The organism is Paraburkholderia ribeironis, assembly GCF_900019265.1.
GTDB lineage: Bacteria > Pseudomonadota > Gammaproteobacteria > Burkholderiales > Burkholderiaceae > Paraburkholderia > Paraburkholderia ribeironis.
Genome location: NZ_CYGX02000137.1, coordinates 1 through 17,934, shown reverse-complemented (window position 1 = coordinate 17,934; position 17,934 = coordinate 1). Strand labels below are relative to the sequence as shown.

General features: G+C 57.5%; 16 protein-coding genes and 1 pseudogene. 11 read left to right on the top strand and 6 right to left on the bottom strand.

Annotated features, from left to right (window positions below):
- Positions 1 to 65: 65 nt before the first annotated feature.
- The 3 genes from BN2475_RS34065 to BN2475_RS36075 form a co-directional block, all read right to left on the bottom strand.
- The gene (locus tag BN2475_RS34065; RefSeq protein ID WP_143326024.1) at positions 66 to 398 is read right to left on the bottom strand and encodes a hypothetical protein; all 333 of its coding nucleotides are present in this window, start codon (positions 396 to 398) and stop codon (positions 66 to 68) included.
- Positions 399 to 513: 115 nt separating this feature from the next.
- Positions 514 to 759, bottom strand: a complete 246-nt coding sequence (locus BN2475_RS36405; protein WP_094783393.1) for a BPSL0761 family protein — start codon at positions 757 to 759, stop codon at positions 514 to 516.
- A 451-nt stretch (positions 760 to 1,210) separates the two neighbouring features.
- Entirely contained in the window at positions 1,211 to 1,441 is a 231-nt protein-coding gene (locus tag BN2475_RS36075) for a DUF6471 domain-containing protein (protein ID WP_094783390.1), read from the bottom strand.
- A 470-nt stretch (positions 1,442 to 1,911) separates the two neighbouring features.
- Here BN2475_RS36075 and BN2475_RS32175 point away from each other — a divergent pair, with 470 nt between their 5' ends.
- The 7 genes from BN2475_RS32175 (at position 1,912) to BN2475_RS32145 (ending at position 10,754) form a co-directional block, all read left to right on the top strand.
- Positions 1,912 to 2,814: a TnsA endonuclease N-terminal domain-containing protein gene (locus BN2475_RS32175; RefSeq protein WP_245841733.1), complete on the top strand. Its 903-nt coding sequence runs from the start codon at positions 1,912 to 1,914 to the stop codon at positions 2,812 to 2,814.
- 35 nt (positions 2,815 to 2,849) lie between these two features.
- On the top strand, positions 2,850 to 5,072 hold the full coding sequence (locus BN2475_RS32170) for a Mu transposase C-terminal domain-containing protein (protein WP_094783389.1): 2,223 nt from the start codon (positions 2,850 to 2,852) through the stop codon (positions 5,070 to 5,072).
- Complete coding sequence (locus BN2475_RS32165; protein ID WP_094783388.1) at positions 5,053 to 6,687, top strand: AAA family ATPase; 1,635 nt, start codon at positions 5,053 to 5,055, stop codon at positions 6,685 to 6,687. The genes BN2475_RS32170 and BN2475_RS32165 overlap by 20 nt, the downstream gene beginning before the upstream one ends.
- A gap of 67 nt (positions 6,688 to 6,754) precedes the next feature.
- On the top strand, positions 6,755 to 7,636 hold the full coding sequence (locus BN2475_RS32160; protein WP_094783387.1) for a TniQ family protein: 882 nt from the start codon (positions 6,755 to 6,757) through the stop codon (positions 7,634 to 7,636).
- Positions 7,637 to 7,734: 98 nt separating this feature from the next.
- Positions 7,735 to 8,415 carry a hypothetical protein gene (locus tag BN2475_RS32155; protein ID WP_094783386.1) on the top strand — a complete coding sequence of 227 codons (681 nt, stop codon included), beginning with the start codon at positions 7,735 to 7,737 and terminating at the stop codon, positions 8,413 to 8,415.
- Positions 8,416 to 8,729: 314 nt separating this feature from the next.
- Positions 8,730 to 10,049: a zinc ribbon domain-containing protein gene (locus tag BN2475_RS32150; protein ID WP_245841731.1), complete on the top strand. Its 1,320-nt coding sequence runs from the start codon at positions 8,730 to 8,732 to the stop codon at positions 10,047 to 10,049.
- A 126-nt stretch (positions 10,050 to 10,175) separates the two neighbouring features.
- Complete coding sequence (locus tag BN2475_RS32145) at positions 10,176 to 10,754, top strand: hypothetical protein (RefSeq protein ID WP_094783384.1); 579 nt, start codon at positions 10,176 to 10,178, stop codon at positions 10,752 to 10,754.
- A 180-nt stretch (positions 10,755 to 10,934) separates the two neighbouring features.
- Here BN2475_RS32145 and BN2475_RS32140 read toward each other — a convergent pair whose 3' ends face one another.
- Positions 10,935 to 11,417: a Mov34/MPN/PAD-1 family protein gene (locus tag BN2475_RS32140; RefSeq protein ID WP_159444646.1), complete on the bottom strand. Its 483-nt coding sequence runs from the start codon at positions 11,415 to 11,417 to the stop codon at positions 10,935 to 10,937.
- Positions 11,414 to 13,168, bottom strand: coding sequence for a ThiF family adenylyltransferase (locus BN2475_RS32135; RefSeq protein WP_094783383.1), 1,755 nt, complete (start codon positions 13,166 to 13,168; stop codon positions 11,414 to 11,416). Before BN2475_RS32135 ends, BN2475_RS32140 begins: the two co-directional genes overlap by 4 nt.
- Positions 13,169 to 13,254: 86 nt before the next feature.
- On the opposite strand from BN2475_RS32135, the gene BN2475_RS34480 reads away from it, so the two are divergent.
- From BN2475_RS34480 to BN2475_RS32120, 4 genes are all read left to right on the top strand, one after another.
- On the top strand, positions 13,255 to 13,506 hold the full coding sequence (locus BN2475_RS34480) for a hypothetical protein (RefSeq protein WP_159444645.1): 252 nt from the start codon (positions 13,255 to 13,257) through the stop codon (positions 13,504 to 13,506).
- A gap of 41 nt (positions 13,507 to 13,547) precedes the next feature.
- Complete coding sequence (locus BN2475_RS32130; RefSeq protein ID WP_159444644.1) at positions 13,548 to 14,396, top strand: helix-turn-helix transcriptional regulator; 849 nt, start codon at positions 13,548 to 13,550, stop codon at positions 14,394 to 14,396.
- Between the two features lie 703 nt (positions 14,397 to 15,099).
- On the top strand, positions 15,100 to 15,624 hold the full coding sequence (locus BN2475_RS32125; RefSeq protein ID WP_143326022.1) for a hypothetical protein: 525 nt from the start codon (positions 15,100 to 15,102) through the stop codon (positions 15,622 to 15,624).
- Between the two features lie 6 nt (positions 15,625 to 15,630).
- Entirely contained in the window at positions 15,631 to 16,404 is a 774-nt protein-coding gene (locus BN2475_RS32120) for a hypothetical protein (RefSeq protein WP_094783380.1), read from the top strand.
- A gap of 370 nt (positions 16,405 to 16,774) precedes the next feature.
- On the opposite strand, the pseudogene BN2475_RS32115 reads toward BN2475_RS32120, so the two are convergent.
- Positions 16,775 to 17,934, bottom strand: a pseudogene (locus BN2475_RS32115) (hypothetical protein); the annotation flags it as partial.

The window sequence follows — 17,934 nt, the reverse complement described above, 5'->3', positions numbered from 1 at the left end:
CATCCGGAAAATTCGACGCCCTCTCGGCTGCAACTCGGTCAGTTGGTCCATTAATCAGCGCTTCCCTAGGGCTCATCTTCTTCGGCATCAGGAATCAGTACGAGCGTTACATCCTGATATGCAATGATGTGATTGACTATGCACCAGCGTTTCCACACGTATTCCGCCTGCGTATGCCACGCGCTTGGTCCATCAAGCACGTATATCCGTCCAGTCGATGTCACGCCTCGTCGCGCCGCCGGATCCAGCTGCTCGATATCCGAACTGACACGTCCCGACCACCCGTCGGAATGAAACCCGACAAAGTGTTCGGAACCTACGTCGGTCCGTAAGATCCGCCAGCGTTGCAATCTGATAACCGGCTCTTCGTCGACGGGACGCGTTTTCCAGAGCGGCATGGCCATCCTCCACGCGAGGCAATCCGGCCTTAGCGACCGGCACATCCATTGACGTCACTACCTCGCGACCCGGGCAAACCAGGCGTTGACGGTGCTGGCTGCCGACGGACGTCAGTCAGGCTCCTCCGGCGTCCTGCTCCCGCGCTGGCGAGCAAGAGTTGCAGTTCGGCAACGGTCCCCAGATGTCCGGCAAGGCATCACTCGAATTAGCGATATCAACGTCGGACGGGAAGTGTCGCAAAAGCTGCACAGCCAAAGTACGAGCCAGGGCGCTGTTAATCGGCCCGACGCTCGTCGCGAGCGTTTCCAGGAGGTCTCTCGTGCCGCGCACTGAGCGCGTACGTTCGCGAGGCGTTGTCATCGCACTCTCCTCGGGCCAAACTTTACGGATCAATCGTCTTCGTGGGCCGATAGATGACGACAAAGGCAAATCCCAAAAAGTCTCACATATGGGATTATAGTACCTGATATGAGAACACCCAAGGATGACAACGCGTTCGAATGGCACCCACCAAACGACGGGCACTCGTTCACTGGTGGCCTGAAGTGGGGAATGGCGATGCGCGTGAGTGACGAACGACCCGCCGAAGTTCCTCGCGAAGCTCTGTTGGTTCCTGTACGCCGCGCGCTTTCGCGCTAGCTAGATGCCTCGGCGAAACGCGAGAAGGCTCGCTACCCCCTCGCGCCGCGCACAAGCGCGTTGCAAACTCGAAGAACCATTTTGGGCTAGCACCCGTCCTTCACGGCGTGAAGATGACCAGTAGTTACGAGCGCACGTCAATATCGCGCTTACGCGAGGCGAGAGGTCACGGCTAGCTGATGTCAGTTAGATCGACCCGAAAGTCCATTCGGCCTAAGGCTCGCATGCATTGGAGGAAGAATGCGAAGCTGAAGCTGCCTCGAGACATCTTGTTCGCAATCGAACGCTGTGTCTCACTCACGCCAATACCGGCGAGCAGCGTCGCAAGTTGTCGATAGCTGATACCTTGGCGCGCGAGTTCAGCGCGCAAGACATTCCCAGCCACCTGATACCAGTCGACCATCCGCCTCGGGCCTCATTCCAAAAGGCGGATTATTCCTTGCCCTTCGCAAGCACGGGCCTATAATCTCATATGTGAGACTAAAACTCCACATGAAAGACTTCTAAAATCTCGGCGCCAACCAATCCAAAACGCCCTCCTGCCCTCTCTTGCGACGCCCGATGTCGCCACACGTAATCGTCCATAGGAGGACCGCGTATGACCCAGCACATTCGACGATGGGCTAGCCCTCTCGTCGAGCACCGCATCCAGGACGCCCATCCGAACGCCGAGCGCGTTGTCCACAAGTCGTAACCCAGCAACGCCAGCTCCTCATGACGCGGGTCCAACGGACGAATGGACCGGCCGTCGATCACGATCGAGCCTACCTGCTGCTCGGGTTCCACCGTCCGTCATAGCGATTCGCAAACAATACCTGCTCGCCGATCTGCCTAAAACCTAAAACGAGGCGAACCCAGGGAGCGACAGCGTGAGTGTCGCTATATGTCATGAGCGCGGCGCCGTCGCGCAAGGACGACTGGAGGGCCTGGGACATGTCCCGCGGCATTCAAAACTGGACTGAGGAACTCATCGCGCGACGGATCCGGGAAGGATACGGCGATGGTGAAGGCCCAAACTACAAGCCGTGGATTAGTACGGCGACCTTCTCATCGCGCGGCAGAATACATCGCGCGTACAGCGAACGATTCGGACGCACCATCGAACTCGTGTCAGATGTCGAATGGAACACCTTCGTGCTGTTGGAGTGGTGCAGGTCAGTGAAGCAGCTTTACGAAAGCTTTCCGTTACCCCGCGAGACGACGCTGGAGATTGCATCCGCGCTGGGCATCAGGCACCCGTATTACCCCGGCACAAACATACCCGCCGTCATGACGGTCGATATGATGGTCATCATGGAGATCGACGGAGAGACGCGCCATGTCGCTTACGACTGTAAGCGTACCGAAGATGCCGAGAAGGAATGGGTGATCGAAAAGCTGCAAATTGTCCGCAAGTTTTTCGCTGGATGCGACATCGCCCATCATCTCGTCTTTCACTCCGCCCTGCCGATGCAGAAGGTGCGCAACATCGAGTACTTTCGGGGAGCTATCTGGAAACCCGGCCAGATTGAACCCACGCGTGAGGTCCTGCGCGAAGTTGCTGACCTGATGACCTACGAGCTTACTGGCTCGACACGCACGATTTCGCTTGCCGATTATTGCTCAGGTTTCGAACAGCGTCACGGCCTCACACCAGGCCTTGGGCTAAGAGTCGCCCGCATTCTCCTTTGGGAGCAAACGCTGCGTTGCGACCTCAACACGCCTCGCCTGGAGAACGCACCTCTGAGCAGTTTCATCTGCGAGGGGCCGGCGTTGTCCCGCGCGTCCGGCCTTTGAGCAAGTGGCCAGACAGCCAGGGAAAGGGAATCATCATGCTTTTAAAGAACGACCTCTTTGACGGAAAGGACGCGACACGATATCGCGTTCTCGCTATCGATACGGACTCGCGCCGAGGCTGGGTTATCCCGCTCTCCGGGCCGCACCTGTGGCCCGTCTATCGCGAGTTCGGCGTTTTGACGGGACACGCCGACCCACGGGCCATCCGAAAGCCGCTGGGTTCCGGGGTTCCCGACATCGCGTTTCATTCGGAGACGGCACGCGCACGTGCGCGTGAGGCGTATGACGCAATTCAGCCTCTGATAAGTCATCCGCAAATATTCGATGCCAACGCGCGTGGCGCACTCGTCGAGGAACGCGCACGCGAAACCGGAAAGTCCAAGACCACTCTCTACAGGTACCTCCGGCAATACTGGCGCAATGGCCAAACCGTCCTTGCGCTCATCCCTGGCTTCGACAAGATCGGGCGGACCGTCAAAGGGGTGACAGCTGGTCGCGGTCGTAGTCCGAAGTTCGGGAAATACACCACGTTCCAGATGTCAGAAGTTGATGTCAAGAACATCGAGGACGCAATCAGCAAACACTATCTGGACGGTGAGATTTCCACTCTCGCAGGCGCATACCTCAAAATGCGCACGGAGCGTTACTCGTATCTTGACGGGAATGGCGAATCCTACCTCCTGCCCACCGGCGAATGCCCTTCCATATGGCAATTCCGACAGATTGCACGAACGCGATTCAAGCTCGCAGACGTACTCCGTAAGAAGCGAGGATCGAAGGAGTTCGACCGTGAGCATGGTCCTCATGTCGGCACAGCGCTGGAAGAATGCATTGGCATCGGACACATCTTCGAAATTGACGCCACGATTGCGGACGTCTTTCTTGTGGCGATGGAGGACCGCGCCAGCATTGTCGGCAAGCCCACCCTGTATCTTATCTACGACCGCTTTAGCCGGCTCGTTGTCGGTTTCTACGTCGGACTGGAGAACGCATCCTGGACCGGCGCAATGCTCGCCATTCTGAGCATCGCGGCAGACAAACGCGCACTTTGCGAGCGCTACGGCGTTCCCTACGACCCGGAGGAATGGCCAGCGGATGGCGTTTTTCCGGAAAAATTCGTGGGTGACCGCGGCGAGATGGCATCGAGCCAAAGCTACCGGCTTTGTGACGGTATGCAATCGACCGTCACGAACACGCAATCCCTTTTGCCGCATCGCAAGGGAACTGTCGAGTGCGGATTCAGGCTTTTTCATGCCTCGATTGCCGAGGTCACGCCCGGTTACGAGCCCCCAATCAACGCTACCAGGCGACGTGCCCAGCGTTATGACAAGGATGCAACGCTGACGTTGGACGAGTTCACGTCGATCGTACTGAAGCACATCATCGCCCACAATTACAAAGTAATGGAGGGCTATCGCCTGCAGCCGCAGCATATCCTGGCAAACACGCCTGCCGTGCCTTTGGAACTCTGGAATGACGACGTTCGTAGACGCAGTGGTTCCCTCGCCCGTTACGACTACGATTTCCTGCACCTGCAGTTGATGCCGCGGGAGACGGCGAAAGTGACACAGGATGGCATCAAGTTTAAGCGCCTTGTGTATGACTGCCCGGAAGCCCACGAATTGGGTTGGTACGTCTCGACTGGCAAACGGAAAAAGACCTTCGACATCGAGTGCTCTTACGACCCCCGGCTTGCGGATTCCATTATCGTTTATAACCCGAACGACCGCCGACAGGCATTCGTTTGCGCACTCGCGTCGGCCAGTAGACCATTCAAGGGCTATTCGTTTGCTGAAGTCGGGTACGTCTTCAGCCTGGCCGACGTAAACAGCTTCGAGCATATGCACGCCTCCGATCAGGCGAAGGCGAATCTGGTCAAACACATTCTCAGCATCAGCAAACCTGCAATCGCCGAACGAAAAGCCGCCTCAAAGGGTAAGTCTCGGTCTGGCAGACGCGCCGACACGGCAATTGCGCGTGCCGCGGAGCTTAATCTCCGTCATCAGAATGAAGTCAGCATGCCGATTCTGCCAGAGTCAGGTTCGAGCAATGTCATTCCGATGCCGCCACGCGCGCCGGGCAATTCCGCTTCCGTGCCAATAGCGCCGCCCGAATACGCGGGCCAACCGGCAGACGAGGCGCATGCAGTGGAGCAGTCGCCGGCTGACGCACGGCCTGCTCCAGTCACATCAAATCCGCTTCGCGACATGCTTCGTCGCAAGGCACAGGAGAAGCTGAATGGACAGACGTCCGAGTAACGTTGTCGTTGTCGAGGCCCGCTACACACAGCAGCGCATCCCTCGCTATCGCGGCAATCCGCTCATCGAGGCATTGCCACCCGTACTTGATGATGAGGCGCTTGCCGACAGTCTGCTCAGCCTTCCGGATTTCTCGCCGGAGCAGCGCGAGTGGCCAACTTACGAGCGACTTCAGATGGTGTCGGGGCTCTCTTCATTTCTGGTGCCCTTGGCTCGTCACCTGCAGCTTGCTCGCGCGCTGGATTCGTTCATCCGTTCTGGCTACGTGAGCCGCCGCCCCGCATCGGCCGAGCATGTTCGCATCTATCAATCATTGTATGAAGCCCAGCAGGCGGGCCGCGCATTCAACAGCGAGATGGCTCCTCCGACGCCGGAACAGCTTTCCTCTCGCGTGGTCGGGATGTCCGGAACCGGCAAGACCAGCGCGATCCGGCGGATCTTCGCCCGGTATCCGCAGGTCATCCACCACAAGGATTTCGACATTTTTCAAGTCCCGTATCTGCACATCGAGGCTCCGCCCGACGGCATCTCTGTCAAGGGCCTTGCGACCTCTATCCTGCGCAAGATTGACCATCTGGTTCCCGACAGCAACTACTACGACGTCTATGCGGCGAGGAAAAACTCGAGTGGCGACCTCCTCCTGAACCATGCTGCGCGAGCAATGCATCACCATTTCGTGGGCGTCCTGGTTGTGGACGAAATCCATAATCTGAAGAATGCCGGCAGGTCCAAACAGGTGCTCATGGCCGCTCTTGTGACGGCATCGAACGAGCTGGGCGTGCCCATTTTGTTCGTCGGCACCCATCGGGCGACGGAGGTACTCGGCCTGGACTTCAGCCTGGGTCGTCGAAGCGCTGGTCATGGCTTTCCCACGTGGCGTACGCTGGTAGCAAGCGGGAATCTGGAAGAGCCGGGAGAATGGGAAGATTTCATTACGGTGCTGTGGGAATACCAGTGGATTCGCCAGCCCGTCGTGCTCACCCAGTTCTTGTCCAATACGCTTTACGCCTGCTGTCAAGGCGTGCCGGATATCGCTATCAAGTTCCTTGCCTGTGCACAGTGGCGAGCGATGCTGGACGGAACTGAGACATTTGCTGCAGAGACGTTCGTATCCATCCTCGAGGCAGAACTTGAACCCGTCAAGCCCATGCTTGATGCCATGAGGACAGGCAACATTGCGGTTCTCGAGCGATACGAAGACATCCCGCCGACCCATCTCGAGTCGCTATTGGACGATGCCCTGAATGCGTACGAGGGAGTCCGTCAACGCGGTGCTAGCGTACGGCCAGGAAACACGTCCTTCGTACCCGCAGTTGCAGGCGTGCTTGTCCAGGCCGGCATCGATGAAGACCGTGCACTCTCGGCGGCCGAAAAGGTCGAGGCTGCCGGCAAGGTGACCGGTATCGCCGCGGGAGCGGAGGCGGCGCTGGCCCTCACCAGGCCAAGAAGGGCGACGAAATCGGGGAAGGCGAAGGCGGACGAGCCCCTCGTCGAACTGGCACCTGACGATTACCGGAATGCCTTCAGACGGTCCCGCGCTGATGGACAAACGGTCTTCAGCCACCTCCAGGTGATGGGGGCCGTTTGTCAGCTGGACAAGGTACTACAGCTGTAACGTTCTTCGTGCGCGTCGGGAAGCCGGCGCGCTTTTTATTCTCGGTCGGAGCGTGACGGAACTGGTCATGTACTTTCCCAAGCCTTACCCGGACGAACTGATGGGGAGCATCATGATTCGAGCGTCCCATCACCTAGGCCTGTCAACGCGCAGGTTTGGGCCTATGCTCGATCTGGCCAATTGGGAAATCCCGAGCTTCATCTACCCGCGCGGCCTGGCCCGCGTAGCGACACTGTGCGCAAAAGACGCATCGGAACTTCTCTGGGAGCATACACTCTTCCCTTACGTTGTCTGGGCGCCTCATCTCAACGCGCGCAAACAACTGGAAGTCCAGGAACTTACCGACGAACCGCTGACGGCGACGTTTAAACTGGGTCGGGTCTTCCCAAACCGCCTCAACGCGACGTTTTTCAGAAAGTTATGCCCGATCTGCGCTAGCGAGGAATACAGGGATCTAGGAGAGACGTATTGGCACCGAAATCATGCATTACCCGGTGTGTTCGTATGCCCTCTTCATCAGGTAAGGCTACACGTCACCCGAATTCCGCTGCTAAAGCGCGGTCTTCTAAAATGGGATGTGCTTCCGCAGGAGACTCATGGAACGGCATCTACCGAACCTGCAGATGTCGCGCTATTGTCGGCAATAGCAGACGCATCGGCGATGATACTGCGCGGCGACTATTCTCCGATTCCGCACAAAGAAGCGTTTTACAGGCTCGGGTATCAGCATGAATGTAACCCAAATGGGCTTCATCAGTTCTCTGTCGATTTTGGGACCTTTTTCGGGCGCGACTTCCTTCGGCAAATCGATGTCCCCTTGACACGCCTTACTCGGAAATCGTGGCCGGTTGCAATGGCCGCCGCCGACCGTGCTTTCGACCTGGACCAGCCGCAGCTACGCTGGATTCTCATCGATCTGTTCCTCGCCGTTCGCGCCGCCCATGCATAGAGTGGCGCCGCTTCGCGCTTTCTCCTTCAGAAAGCGCGCATTTGTCTAAAACCCTTGCGCTACATCCGGGTGTACCAATCACTACAGGACACTCCGGAATGCAAGACCAGTTCACTCAGCCAGCCTTCCCCGGTAACGCTCGCGGCACCGTCATTGACAACCTCGACCTGCTCGACTCACTCGCGGCGCTCGCCGCCGAGTCAGCAGTCCCCGTGTGCGCGACAGTTGATAGCAGAATCCTGCCACTTGCGTTGCAGCCTCAGGTCACGGAATCGCATATCGTCGCTATCGCGATTCCGCACGAAATGGAACTCGACTGGGACGCACAGACCACTGACCAGCTCTTTCCCCACAATGAGGTCGACTACGAGCATCGGCAGGCCACCACTCTAATCCTTCTTGGGGATGGACCGATTGCTTTCGAACCGAGCCTCGTCTGGAAGCCCCTCTTTGGGACCGACGGGTCGTTGTTCGTTGTCTTCCTGCACCGGGGTAAGACGCTGCTCATCCGGTACAGGTGGAACGAGCGGTTCCTGGCGACGATTGACAGCCTGAATGCGTCGGCCGGCGACAACCACAAGCATGACGACGAGATGGCGGCGAGGGCCATCATCGTAATGCGCAGTCCGACGTACGGGTCTGCCGATAGCTCCGCCCTCGTGCCGGCCGCGTACTTCGACGTCGAGACCGACGGCAGCCTGTCGGAATATCAGCCGTCTGAGCGACTGCGGTCGGAGCCGGACAAGGTAACTAATCCATGCCCGTTGGAAGACTACTGATTCTGGCCGGGATTCTTATTGCCAAGGCCCTTCGATTGCTTCAGGATTGAAGGGCTTGTGTTTGGAGGGCCATACGATTGCGGAACGCGACGCGCTGCAGCGAGATCGGACCCAGCTAGCCGTGAGCGCGTTGTGGTGAATTGGCTTGCCGCGCATTTCTCGGTCTTGAGGCCGAGGTCAAGCAGCGAAAGAAATTTCGCAAAGTTTAAAAGGGTTGCGCTAAACGGGGGATGACGCAACCTCAACTCCTCCGCTCCTCCACCCTTTATGCGACGCCATCATCGCTGTCTGCGCTTCGCGCTGTCTGCGACGCGATGGCGTTCGTACGCGCCGACCTCTGGCAACGCTATGGGGCGCTGGGGACCGTTGGCAAGAGTGCCTCCGACATTCGCAAGGAAGTGACTGCCGGTGGCTGGTATGCAAATCTCGCGGTAGATGGAACAATTCGCGCCGAGACCACGAAGGATGTCGTCAACGACATTCTGACGTACAAAGCCGCGGCGTGCGCGAAGGTGCGGCAAGCGATCGCGAAGCACACCCCAGATGCGGATGAGCGCAAGCGCCTGTTTGGACTGCTCAGGGCCGACATGTGGCTCGAAGATCGCTACCTGCACCGCATGATGCGCAAGCACTTCAGGCACGGCGTCTCGAAGTGCGACAACCAGTTCATTGTGCGATCAGACAAGCACGAGAGCCGCATCGTAGGGGGCCGTCTCACGGTGACCATCCGCATTGCGAAGCAGTACGGCGAGCCCATCGTGCTCACGACAACGAGCAGCGGAAAGAATGTCGACCTCACGGGCTGCAACCTGCGCGTCATCCTGAAAGGCGGTTCGGCCGAGATTCATTACGCGACCGAAAATGCCGCGGGTCGGCCATGCGGGACTGCCGAGATCGGCGTCGACAAAGGCTATACCGAAGCCTTCACAGACTCGGACGGCGCCCATCATGGCGAGACGTTCGGTGCAGTGGTCACTGCGTACAGCGATCAGGTATCGAAGACCGGGAAAGCACGCAACAAGCTGCATGCGCTCGAAAAGAAGCATCGCGCAGCTGGCCGCACTGCCCAGGCTGATCGTGTCAAGGCGAACAACCTCGGGCGCCTGAAACTTCAAGCGCGTCGGGAGCGCACGCAAAAGAGGCTGCGCACCATCGCCTATCAGGCGGCCCACGCCATCGTGGACAAGGCCGCTGTTGTCGGCTCTGAGGATTTAAGCGCGCCCATCAAGGGGAAAGTTCAGTGGCGGAAATACAACCGCCGCATGAGTGCCTGGGCCAAAGGTGTTCTGGCCCGGGCACTTGAAGAAGTATGCACGCAGCGTGGAGCGACGCATGTCGTCGTCAACGCCGCCTACACGTCGCAAATGGACTCGTTCACGGGCCTGCTGGAAGGCAGGCGCGCGGGCGACAAGTTTTACTGTGCAAACGGGGACGTTCTCCAGGCGGATTTCAATGCTGCGCGGAACGTACGAGCCAGAATTCATGATCGGGACATCACCCGGTACATGCGTCACCAGCAGGTGAAGGCGATTCTGCTCGCACGCTCCTCCGGCGCAACTGAGCGTCATGAGGCTTCAGTTGGGCGGCGCAGGCTGCGTCAACGAAGTGCGGATAAATCCACTGCTCAACTATGAGCAGGCTTTATGGAACAGAAGATGTCTAAAACGGTTGGCTATTTTAGTCGGCAACACATTGCATGCCACTAACCTGCGCTCCGCGAGACGTTCTCGCCTCGCCACCTCTTTTTGGAACCATCAAGAATGAACGACATCAGCCTCGAACGCTTCACCGGAACCACCACGACGCGAGCTCTGGATTTTCTGCGGAAATATAGCCAGGAGCGCGGCGGCGTCATGTGCGCTCAAGTTAGCACGGCGGATTTACCTGTAGAAATCGAAGAGGCCACCCAAGAAGTCGCATGTATTTGCCTCACGACGCCGCCGGACCTCGAACTTGCCGACAGTCTGCTTGATTCCAATCGATTTGAACTGTACAACGAAACCAGCGAAGACGGCATGGACTCACAAACCACGATACTGGTCGGTGGCGCGTTCGCGCTGAACGCGAATAATCTGTCGATTTTCGAGAACCTCGAGAGTTCCCTTCCTGTCGTTTTCGTCCACAAATCATCCTGGGCGATCGTGGCCTATCCATGGGACCGCTCTGCAGACGGCGACGCCATGCAATGTGCGATGATGTCATCGGGACAGAACTTTCGTCCGCTGCGTCACGCGGAGCAATATGGGCCGATGAAGATGGGGGAAAATCGGAATGACCGTTGGCAGGACAAGATGCACCCTACCTGGTACGGACACCTGCGTCTGACAGCGCAGTCCTGAGTGTACTGCGACAATCGAATTTCGACACCGCGGCGCCCCCTTGACTAAAGTTCTCTCAAGGGGCGTTTCATCGGCGAAAAGGATTAAGCGGTACTGCAGGAAAAAGGCGGCGTCGCTTCGTAAAGTGGCAGAGTCAGGATCTTGTCGCAGAAGGGAGCAGGCGGTTTCGAGATCCGCGTTTTAGCTGCCAAACAAACGCAGTTCAAGCACATCGACACTAATATTCAGACCGCCCATGCGATCGCCCGAATATCGATGCGCTTGCCATCTCCAGCGCTCGGCCCCACCTGCGCCGATGAGCATTAACGGTCGTGCAAGCGCTGCTTCCCGATATCGGGCAATGCCGCGCAACGTTCGTTTGTCAAGCCAACTCATTTGCGGGCTTCCATCTGGATGCGTGTGCCAGTCACCAACGTAGACCGCTTGTCCCGACGATATCTCGAAGATCTCGTCGAGCCTGCGACACTGCCAATCATGGTCAGGATGGAATCGCTGACGTTTGTGCTGAGCACTCAGACCCGGACCGATAACGTGCTGGACGACGAGATCACCGTCGTCGGCGGCGTATCCCACGAGCACGCCGCCGGTTTCGAGCGGATAGACGCGCTCTGCCTCATCAAGCATTTCGTCGAAAGCAGTCGAAGCGATCCACAGCTGGCTCATGCTTGCGCGCTGCAATCCAGACAATCTTGCCTTACTGCCAGATCGTAAGGTGTCCATTCGGGCGCAATAGAAAAACCACCACGCTGAAGATCGGCGACCGCGACATCCCACGCAAAATCCGGATATCCACCCTCTTCCCCTGAACAAAGCGTCGCCACCGCCAGGCGCGCGGCCTGATTGGCGATAGCGTCACTATCGATTCCTGCGCCGATGAATGTAGGTTGTGAACATCCGCCCGGCTGGACCTCATCAGTACCAGCGTCCGCCGGCAAACGAATCGAGCCGTCTGCGAGACCACGTTGGAAGCAGTGCCAGCAGCCCATCTTCTTCGACGGCTGCACACGTCCAACAACCCCACCCGCAGCTCCATGGGTCGTCGTCAACCATAGATACGGCTTACCTAGCTCGCGCGCAAGGTCAGAAAGGAAATGACTTACGCGATAGCTTGCCGCCGCGTCAATGACGATGTCCGACTCGGTGACCAACTGCTTAAGAATATCGTACTGCGATGGCTGGCCCGCAGGCGGATTGGGTAGCGCACCAATTCTCATGTGATTGAACGAACGGACGCTCGTGTAGGGATAGTCGGTTGCAACATGCAACACGAGTGCAGACAGCTTTTGGAATCCAGCGTACTGCCACCCCATAGCCCATCGCACAGTGTTACCCACCTGGAGGTTGTCGTCGTCAACCAGACGAAGGCCACCAATACCAGCGCGCGCCAATTGCAAGACAATCGGAGAGCCAAGACTGCCCAAGCCGACCACCAAAGCAGTCTTCTTCCTTAGCGGTGTCAAAAAAGGAGCTCTGCGCAGCCAGGCCTTCTCCCCTCCCCAATCGGCACGCACGATGTGCGGACGAATTTCCGCAGGCCGGGAGCGCTTCGTTTCGCGAACAACCTGAATCGCAAGAAATACCCAGTCGTCCGCACTGTGTCGCCACGACACCTCGTCACGATAAGTTAGCCCAACAACGAAAACTTCATCGCGTTTCGCCGCCTGGATTGCCTTCGTTAGCGGCGGGAGTTTCCCTTCAACCAGTTTGAAGAGGTCGATCCCAGCGCTCTCAAACGTGCCCACAGTCGGCCGTTCGTTAAGCCGCAGCCAGAACCCGCAGGCGGGACGGTCAAATGAGGGGATGGACTTTTTGAAGGTGACGAGCGGCTTTCCCTGCATGTCGTCGATCGAGCCGACCACGCCGTTGACGAAGCATTGTGCTGACCGGCCCGCCGGAGTCGTTCGCAGACATAGGCTGAGTCGTCCCGACGGCACGTCTGCAGGTGGAGTTTCGTCCGGGACAATGATTGCACATTCAGGAACGTACGGAAGAAACGAGGAAAGCGGTTCGCCTACGTGATCTTCTGTCTGCGCGACGACTTCTGGGACTGCGGAACTGCTGTTGACCTCAAGTATGGCCGGCAACTGTTCCTCGATCAGCGTTGCAAGTGAATCGTGCCCGGGACTCCAGTCCTCCCCCTCTCGTGCCAGCAGGCAAAGATTTCGGCCCAGCGGATGCTGATGGCGCTGAAACCGTGCCGAATCCGTCGTCACCATCGGCGCGAAGTAAGGGAAGGTGTCGGGATAGATGGCCGTAAGTGCCAGCACGCCGCCTTCGTGCGGAACGTCGACGCGCACGACCATCTGGCCTGCGTCCATGGCCGCCTGGTCGATCGACCAGGGGTAGCCGAGAGCGTCCAGAGCCGCCTTCTCCTTACGAAGCTCGTCCGGATAACGGTCCCACCAGGCGCCCATGGTTAGCCTACCGGGCGGTGACCGGGGGGCTTCGGTGCACCCGAACCAGGGTTCGGGCGGCCGCCAGACCCTCCTGGCGGCGGCTGATGGCCGTGATCATGGTGGCCGTGATGTTCTTTCTCGTGATGCTGGCCGTGTTCGTGGCGGCCATCGTGACCGCGCTTGTCATGCGCGTCCTTTTGTTCGTGTTCGCTCATATTCGTTGTTCCAAAGAAGATCTCGAACGGCATCTTGTTAAATGCCGACCGATCGCCCCTGCGACCGATGTGAACATTCTACCGGCAAAACCGAAAAACACAAATACTTTTTACGACCACATAAATTATGTGACGACATAATATTGATTCTCACCTACAATGCAGGCAAAACGGAGTTACATATGAACCTGCCTCGAGATATTCAGCGCGAGCGCCTGTACTACATTGAGTTTCTGGCCCTCTTTTCAGGACAGGTAAGTCGAAAGGACCTGACTTCCAGGTTTGGGATCAGCGAACCTGCTGCGACCAAAGACCTGTCGCTCTACGGAGAACTTGCTCCTTTTGTGCTGAGATATGACTTGCGCCGGAAGTGCTATGTCTTCGATGGTGGCCCGCCGTATTTTGAGCACGACGTCGAGCAGGCCTTGCATGCGTTAGCAGGAGACGGCGCCGTCGACTATGATCCGTCCAGGACGAAGCGACTTGCTGGTTGGGTGAACTCCAGCATCAAGCGACAGGTGCCGCTTGAACTCGCTGCGACTCTCACTCGTGCGATTGACCAACGGGAATGGGTGAATGCCGAATATTCGTCATTATCGACTGGGGCACGATCCCGAAAGCTCTCACCATTGGCTCTCGTACACGACGGTCTGCGCTGGCACATCCGGTGTTTTGATCACGAACGTGAAGAGTTCCGTGATTTCGGGCTGACCCGGTTCAAGAGTGTTCAGCGTGGCGGCGAGTCGGCTGTCGCCCTGTCTGGTGACAAGGATTGGAACACCGAGATATCGTTAAGACTAAAGCCGCATACCAAAGCAGCCCATCCGGAGACGATATGCGCGGACTACGACATGCACAACGGTGTGAAGACCGTGCAGTTGAGAGCCTGTCTTGTTGGCTACTTCCTGCGCCACTGGCATGTTGATTACTCGCCTGACGCCTCAGGCAACCCTCGCGCACAGCAACTGTGGCTGTCAAACTGCGATGAGGTTCGCGCGGCCGGTTGTCCGGAGTGGGCTCTACGAGACTAAGAACTACGACACGTTGACAGTCTGTTGATTGCCAAAATTCTCGGAATGACGTTGCTTGACGTCGATACCGCGATGACTTTATCAGGCAGGCGGCTGCCATTCTAAATCATCGCTAGTCCCTCAACCTCTTAGCAGCGACCACAGGTCCCGCCGCCTTTTCCTGTGTCGAATATTTCGATAGCGCAGATGGGCGAGTCGCTCGTCCTACCGCATAGTTGCCACACATCATCGTGGCTGCTCACGGCACTGATTCGACAAAACTAAAACCGCGTGGCTACAGGCGAGATGGAACAAACACATCTCGCACTCAGCCAGTCGCTGGCGCCATCGCGCCCCTTCCTCCGTTGGGCTGGTGGCAAGCATCGCCCGCTAGCAGAACGATTGCCAATGATGCCCGCTGGACAAAGGGTCATCGAGCCGTTTGTCGGTGACGGAAGCGTCTCTCTCGACAGCAAATACCCCTCGTTTCCCCCGGGTACACGGTTGCGGCCTCGATTGGCTCGACGTGACTCGGCTCAAGAGCATTTGCAAATTATCTAAAACGCCATGTGACAACGCCGGTGCGCGTTTTAGACGTCTTCGATTCGCTATACCCGGCAAGCAAGGCTCGAGCGCATCGAATTTCCGTAGAGCAATCAGAGCCACTCGACTCCTCGAACCATCAACAATTGACCGCATCAAGGGCAAACAAACCATGCACACGATGTCAAACAGCCATCTCGCGCCCGAACAGGCTGACCGCATAACTATTGGCAGCACGACTTCCGCGGCCCTTGACGCGATCCGCGCGTTGGGACCATCCGCGGCAAAAAGCGCATTCGAGTTGTGGAACGAGGACCTGCCAGATGGCGTAAAGCTCGCACTGCAGTCGCGCTTTTGCATTGCACTCATCGCGTCAACAGACGTCCCGCTAGCACTCTCCGACGAAGTTCATATTCGGCGCCACCTAGGGCCAGGCGCGACCGACCGCATCACCATTTCGCTCGGCCAGTCATCCATCGCCGTCGACGTGGATTCCCTGGAGAAAAACCTGCTGCTCGTGGCGCACCTGCCCATTCTGTTCATACACGACAACAGCTGGACTGCGTCTCGCTTCAAGTGGACAGGCGAAGACATACAAAAGGTTCTGCGGATGATGCTCGGCAAATCCACCGTAGAGACCGAGAGTCAGTCGTCACTCGCGCAACTCGACGTAAGAGTCGGCGCACAAGTTAAATTGCCAACCTAGAACTCGATGACAATATATTCAAGCAACGAAAGCCGCCGTCGGTACCAAAAGAGCTGGCTGGAAAGCATTCAACGTGTCGACGGTCGCCTTTGCGCGATCACGACTTCAAAGGACGGCATAAAAAACCAAATCGCACTCGACGGCATACGTAAAATACACCTTCCCCCGCACGCCAGCAGGTCAGTAAACTTCCACACGAACACTGGCGACTGGGAGGTTGAAGACTCGCGTCGCTATCTCGAAGCGTGCGGCTATCCTGCTGATGCTGCCGGCATGCACGACGTTTTCCGAGTCAAGGCGGATGGTCGCGAGATGTTGATACCTGCGCTTGCGCTCATCAAGGCTCTCTTCAAACAGCATCTAGCCAGCTACCGCCATCTGTACCATCCGACTGGTTTGGAAAGCCTTTGCCGGCCGGTTGAGATTGCCGGTAACAAGGCCATCGAATTATCCCTCAGATTAGGGCACCGCAGCACGCCAGACCACATGTTCGACCTATTGCGGTGGATTTACTACTTCCCGAGCGCCCGTGCGACCTGGAACTCCGTCTACAGGGCCGCGCTAGCTGGGAAGTGCAGCATCGCGCTTCCGAAAGCGAATCTTCGCGTCGCCGTTACAGGTGAACCGAGAGCACGCGGAACGATTATCCTTGCGAACCTGCTCACTGTCGGGAACATCGAAGCACTCGAGGAGCCTTATGAGTGGGCAGGTGACCAGCCGCGGTTTCTGACGCGCGAATTCGCGAAAGGCCGATTGGAGTCGGAACTGGCGGTTCGATAGTGCGATATGCCTCGACTGTTCGCGTGGTACTACGTTGCTGGCAGAAACGGTCGTCTTCGACGCTCGATCCCCGCCGAAAGATCCTTCACGAAGTTTAAAAGATTTGCGCTAGACAGGGGAGCGATGCGGCCTGCCGGGCCCGAGCAGGTGCGATTGCCCGACAACATCGAGCAGGTTCTGGAGGCGCAGCTGCTCGGCAAGCGGTGCGCGGGGCTTGGTCGTGGAAGAGGTCCGTCATGCCTCCCATAGCGCGACCGGTTTGTACCGCGCGGCGTGAATCGATTTAGGGACCTTCAACGGTCCGATGGCATGGCATGTCAAGGACGGCGCTACAAACGACGCCCCCAGAGCCAAGCGAATCGCTCGGAGTTCACTTGGTCAGTCCGGTCAATGCTGCGACGATGAACGTACCAAGTACCCACCCGGCAAGCTTATGGACGTACAGGCAATAACGGGCGCGGGATTTTATGTCGATTTTGTAGTGTTCGTCGCGGAGTTTGACTAATGGGAGAAACATGTCGAAGCTGTATGCAAATCCGATTGGGACCTTGGCTAAACGCCCCTCGAGCGTATGCCGAAACACAACAGTGCCCACGCCAATGAAGATTGCGGCCCAGACAAAAGACAGGTACAGCCGGTAGCCGTAGCCAACAAGTGCCCACGAAAGCCAGAGATAGGTGCATGGCAGGACGTAGTCAAACCAGTTGGGTGTGAGCACGCTTCTGCAGGCCTGCGCTCTCTCCTTGTTTTTCCCCGCAATGCCAACTTCTCTGGCAGCGTCGGCGTCACCAGTCTTGAGTAGGAAGTCAGCCACCGCCTGATAGGGGCCCGGGTCATAACGTTGACTGGAAGCACGCGCAAGCCAGCATGTAAACCACTCTGCAGGTGTGACGCCTTGCGGCACCGCCGGCAGATTTCTATCGTCCATCGCATGGAAAAACCGGAAGGTAAAGCCAGTAAGGTCTATTTCTTTTGGCCATAAATCCATGGCTGTCGGAACGCGAATCTCGTTGATGTATGTCCCGCTGAGGTCCAACCTGGAGACCCCGGTCCATCGCGTGGCCGAACAGTCCCACGGGATTTTTGCCGCGGGGACGGGTTTTCTCCAATCTTGCACCACAATAGGCAGCTCGTTTTTAACCGCAAATTGCCCGCCTATTCTGCTGTTTGACGCGTCGACTTCGTTGAACGTCGACAGGTTATCAATTAGTAGCCCCCCGTCTATGCTTGCCATCTCGAGCGAGACTATGCCTTGAAGATTACTATTGTTGATGCTAACGCCGTCGCGAACATTAAGCCAACGCAAATCAACCGTTTTCGGATGCACCGACTCCAGCCTTAATAGGCCTTCTACTTTCATATGCCTGGCATAGAAATTGGCGTTCAATGTAAAAATATACAAATTACCTAGGGAAGCGCTGATTAATGGACCAACTGACCGAGTTGCAGCCGAGAGGGCGTCGAATTTTCCGGATGACGAAGCGACTCGAAGCTGAACTCGGTGAATTGGCCGCGTAAACGGGCCTCCCT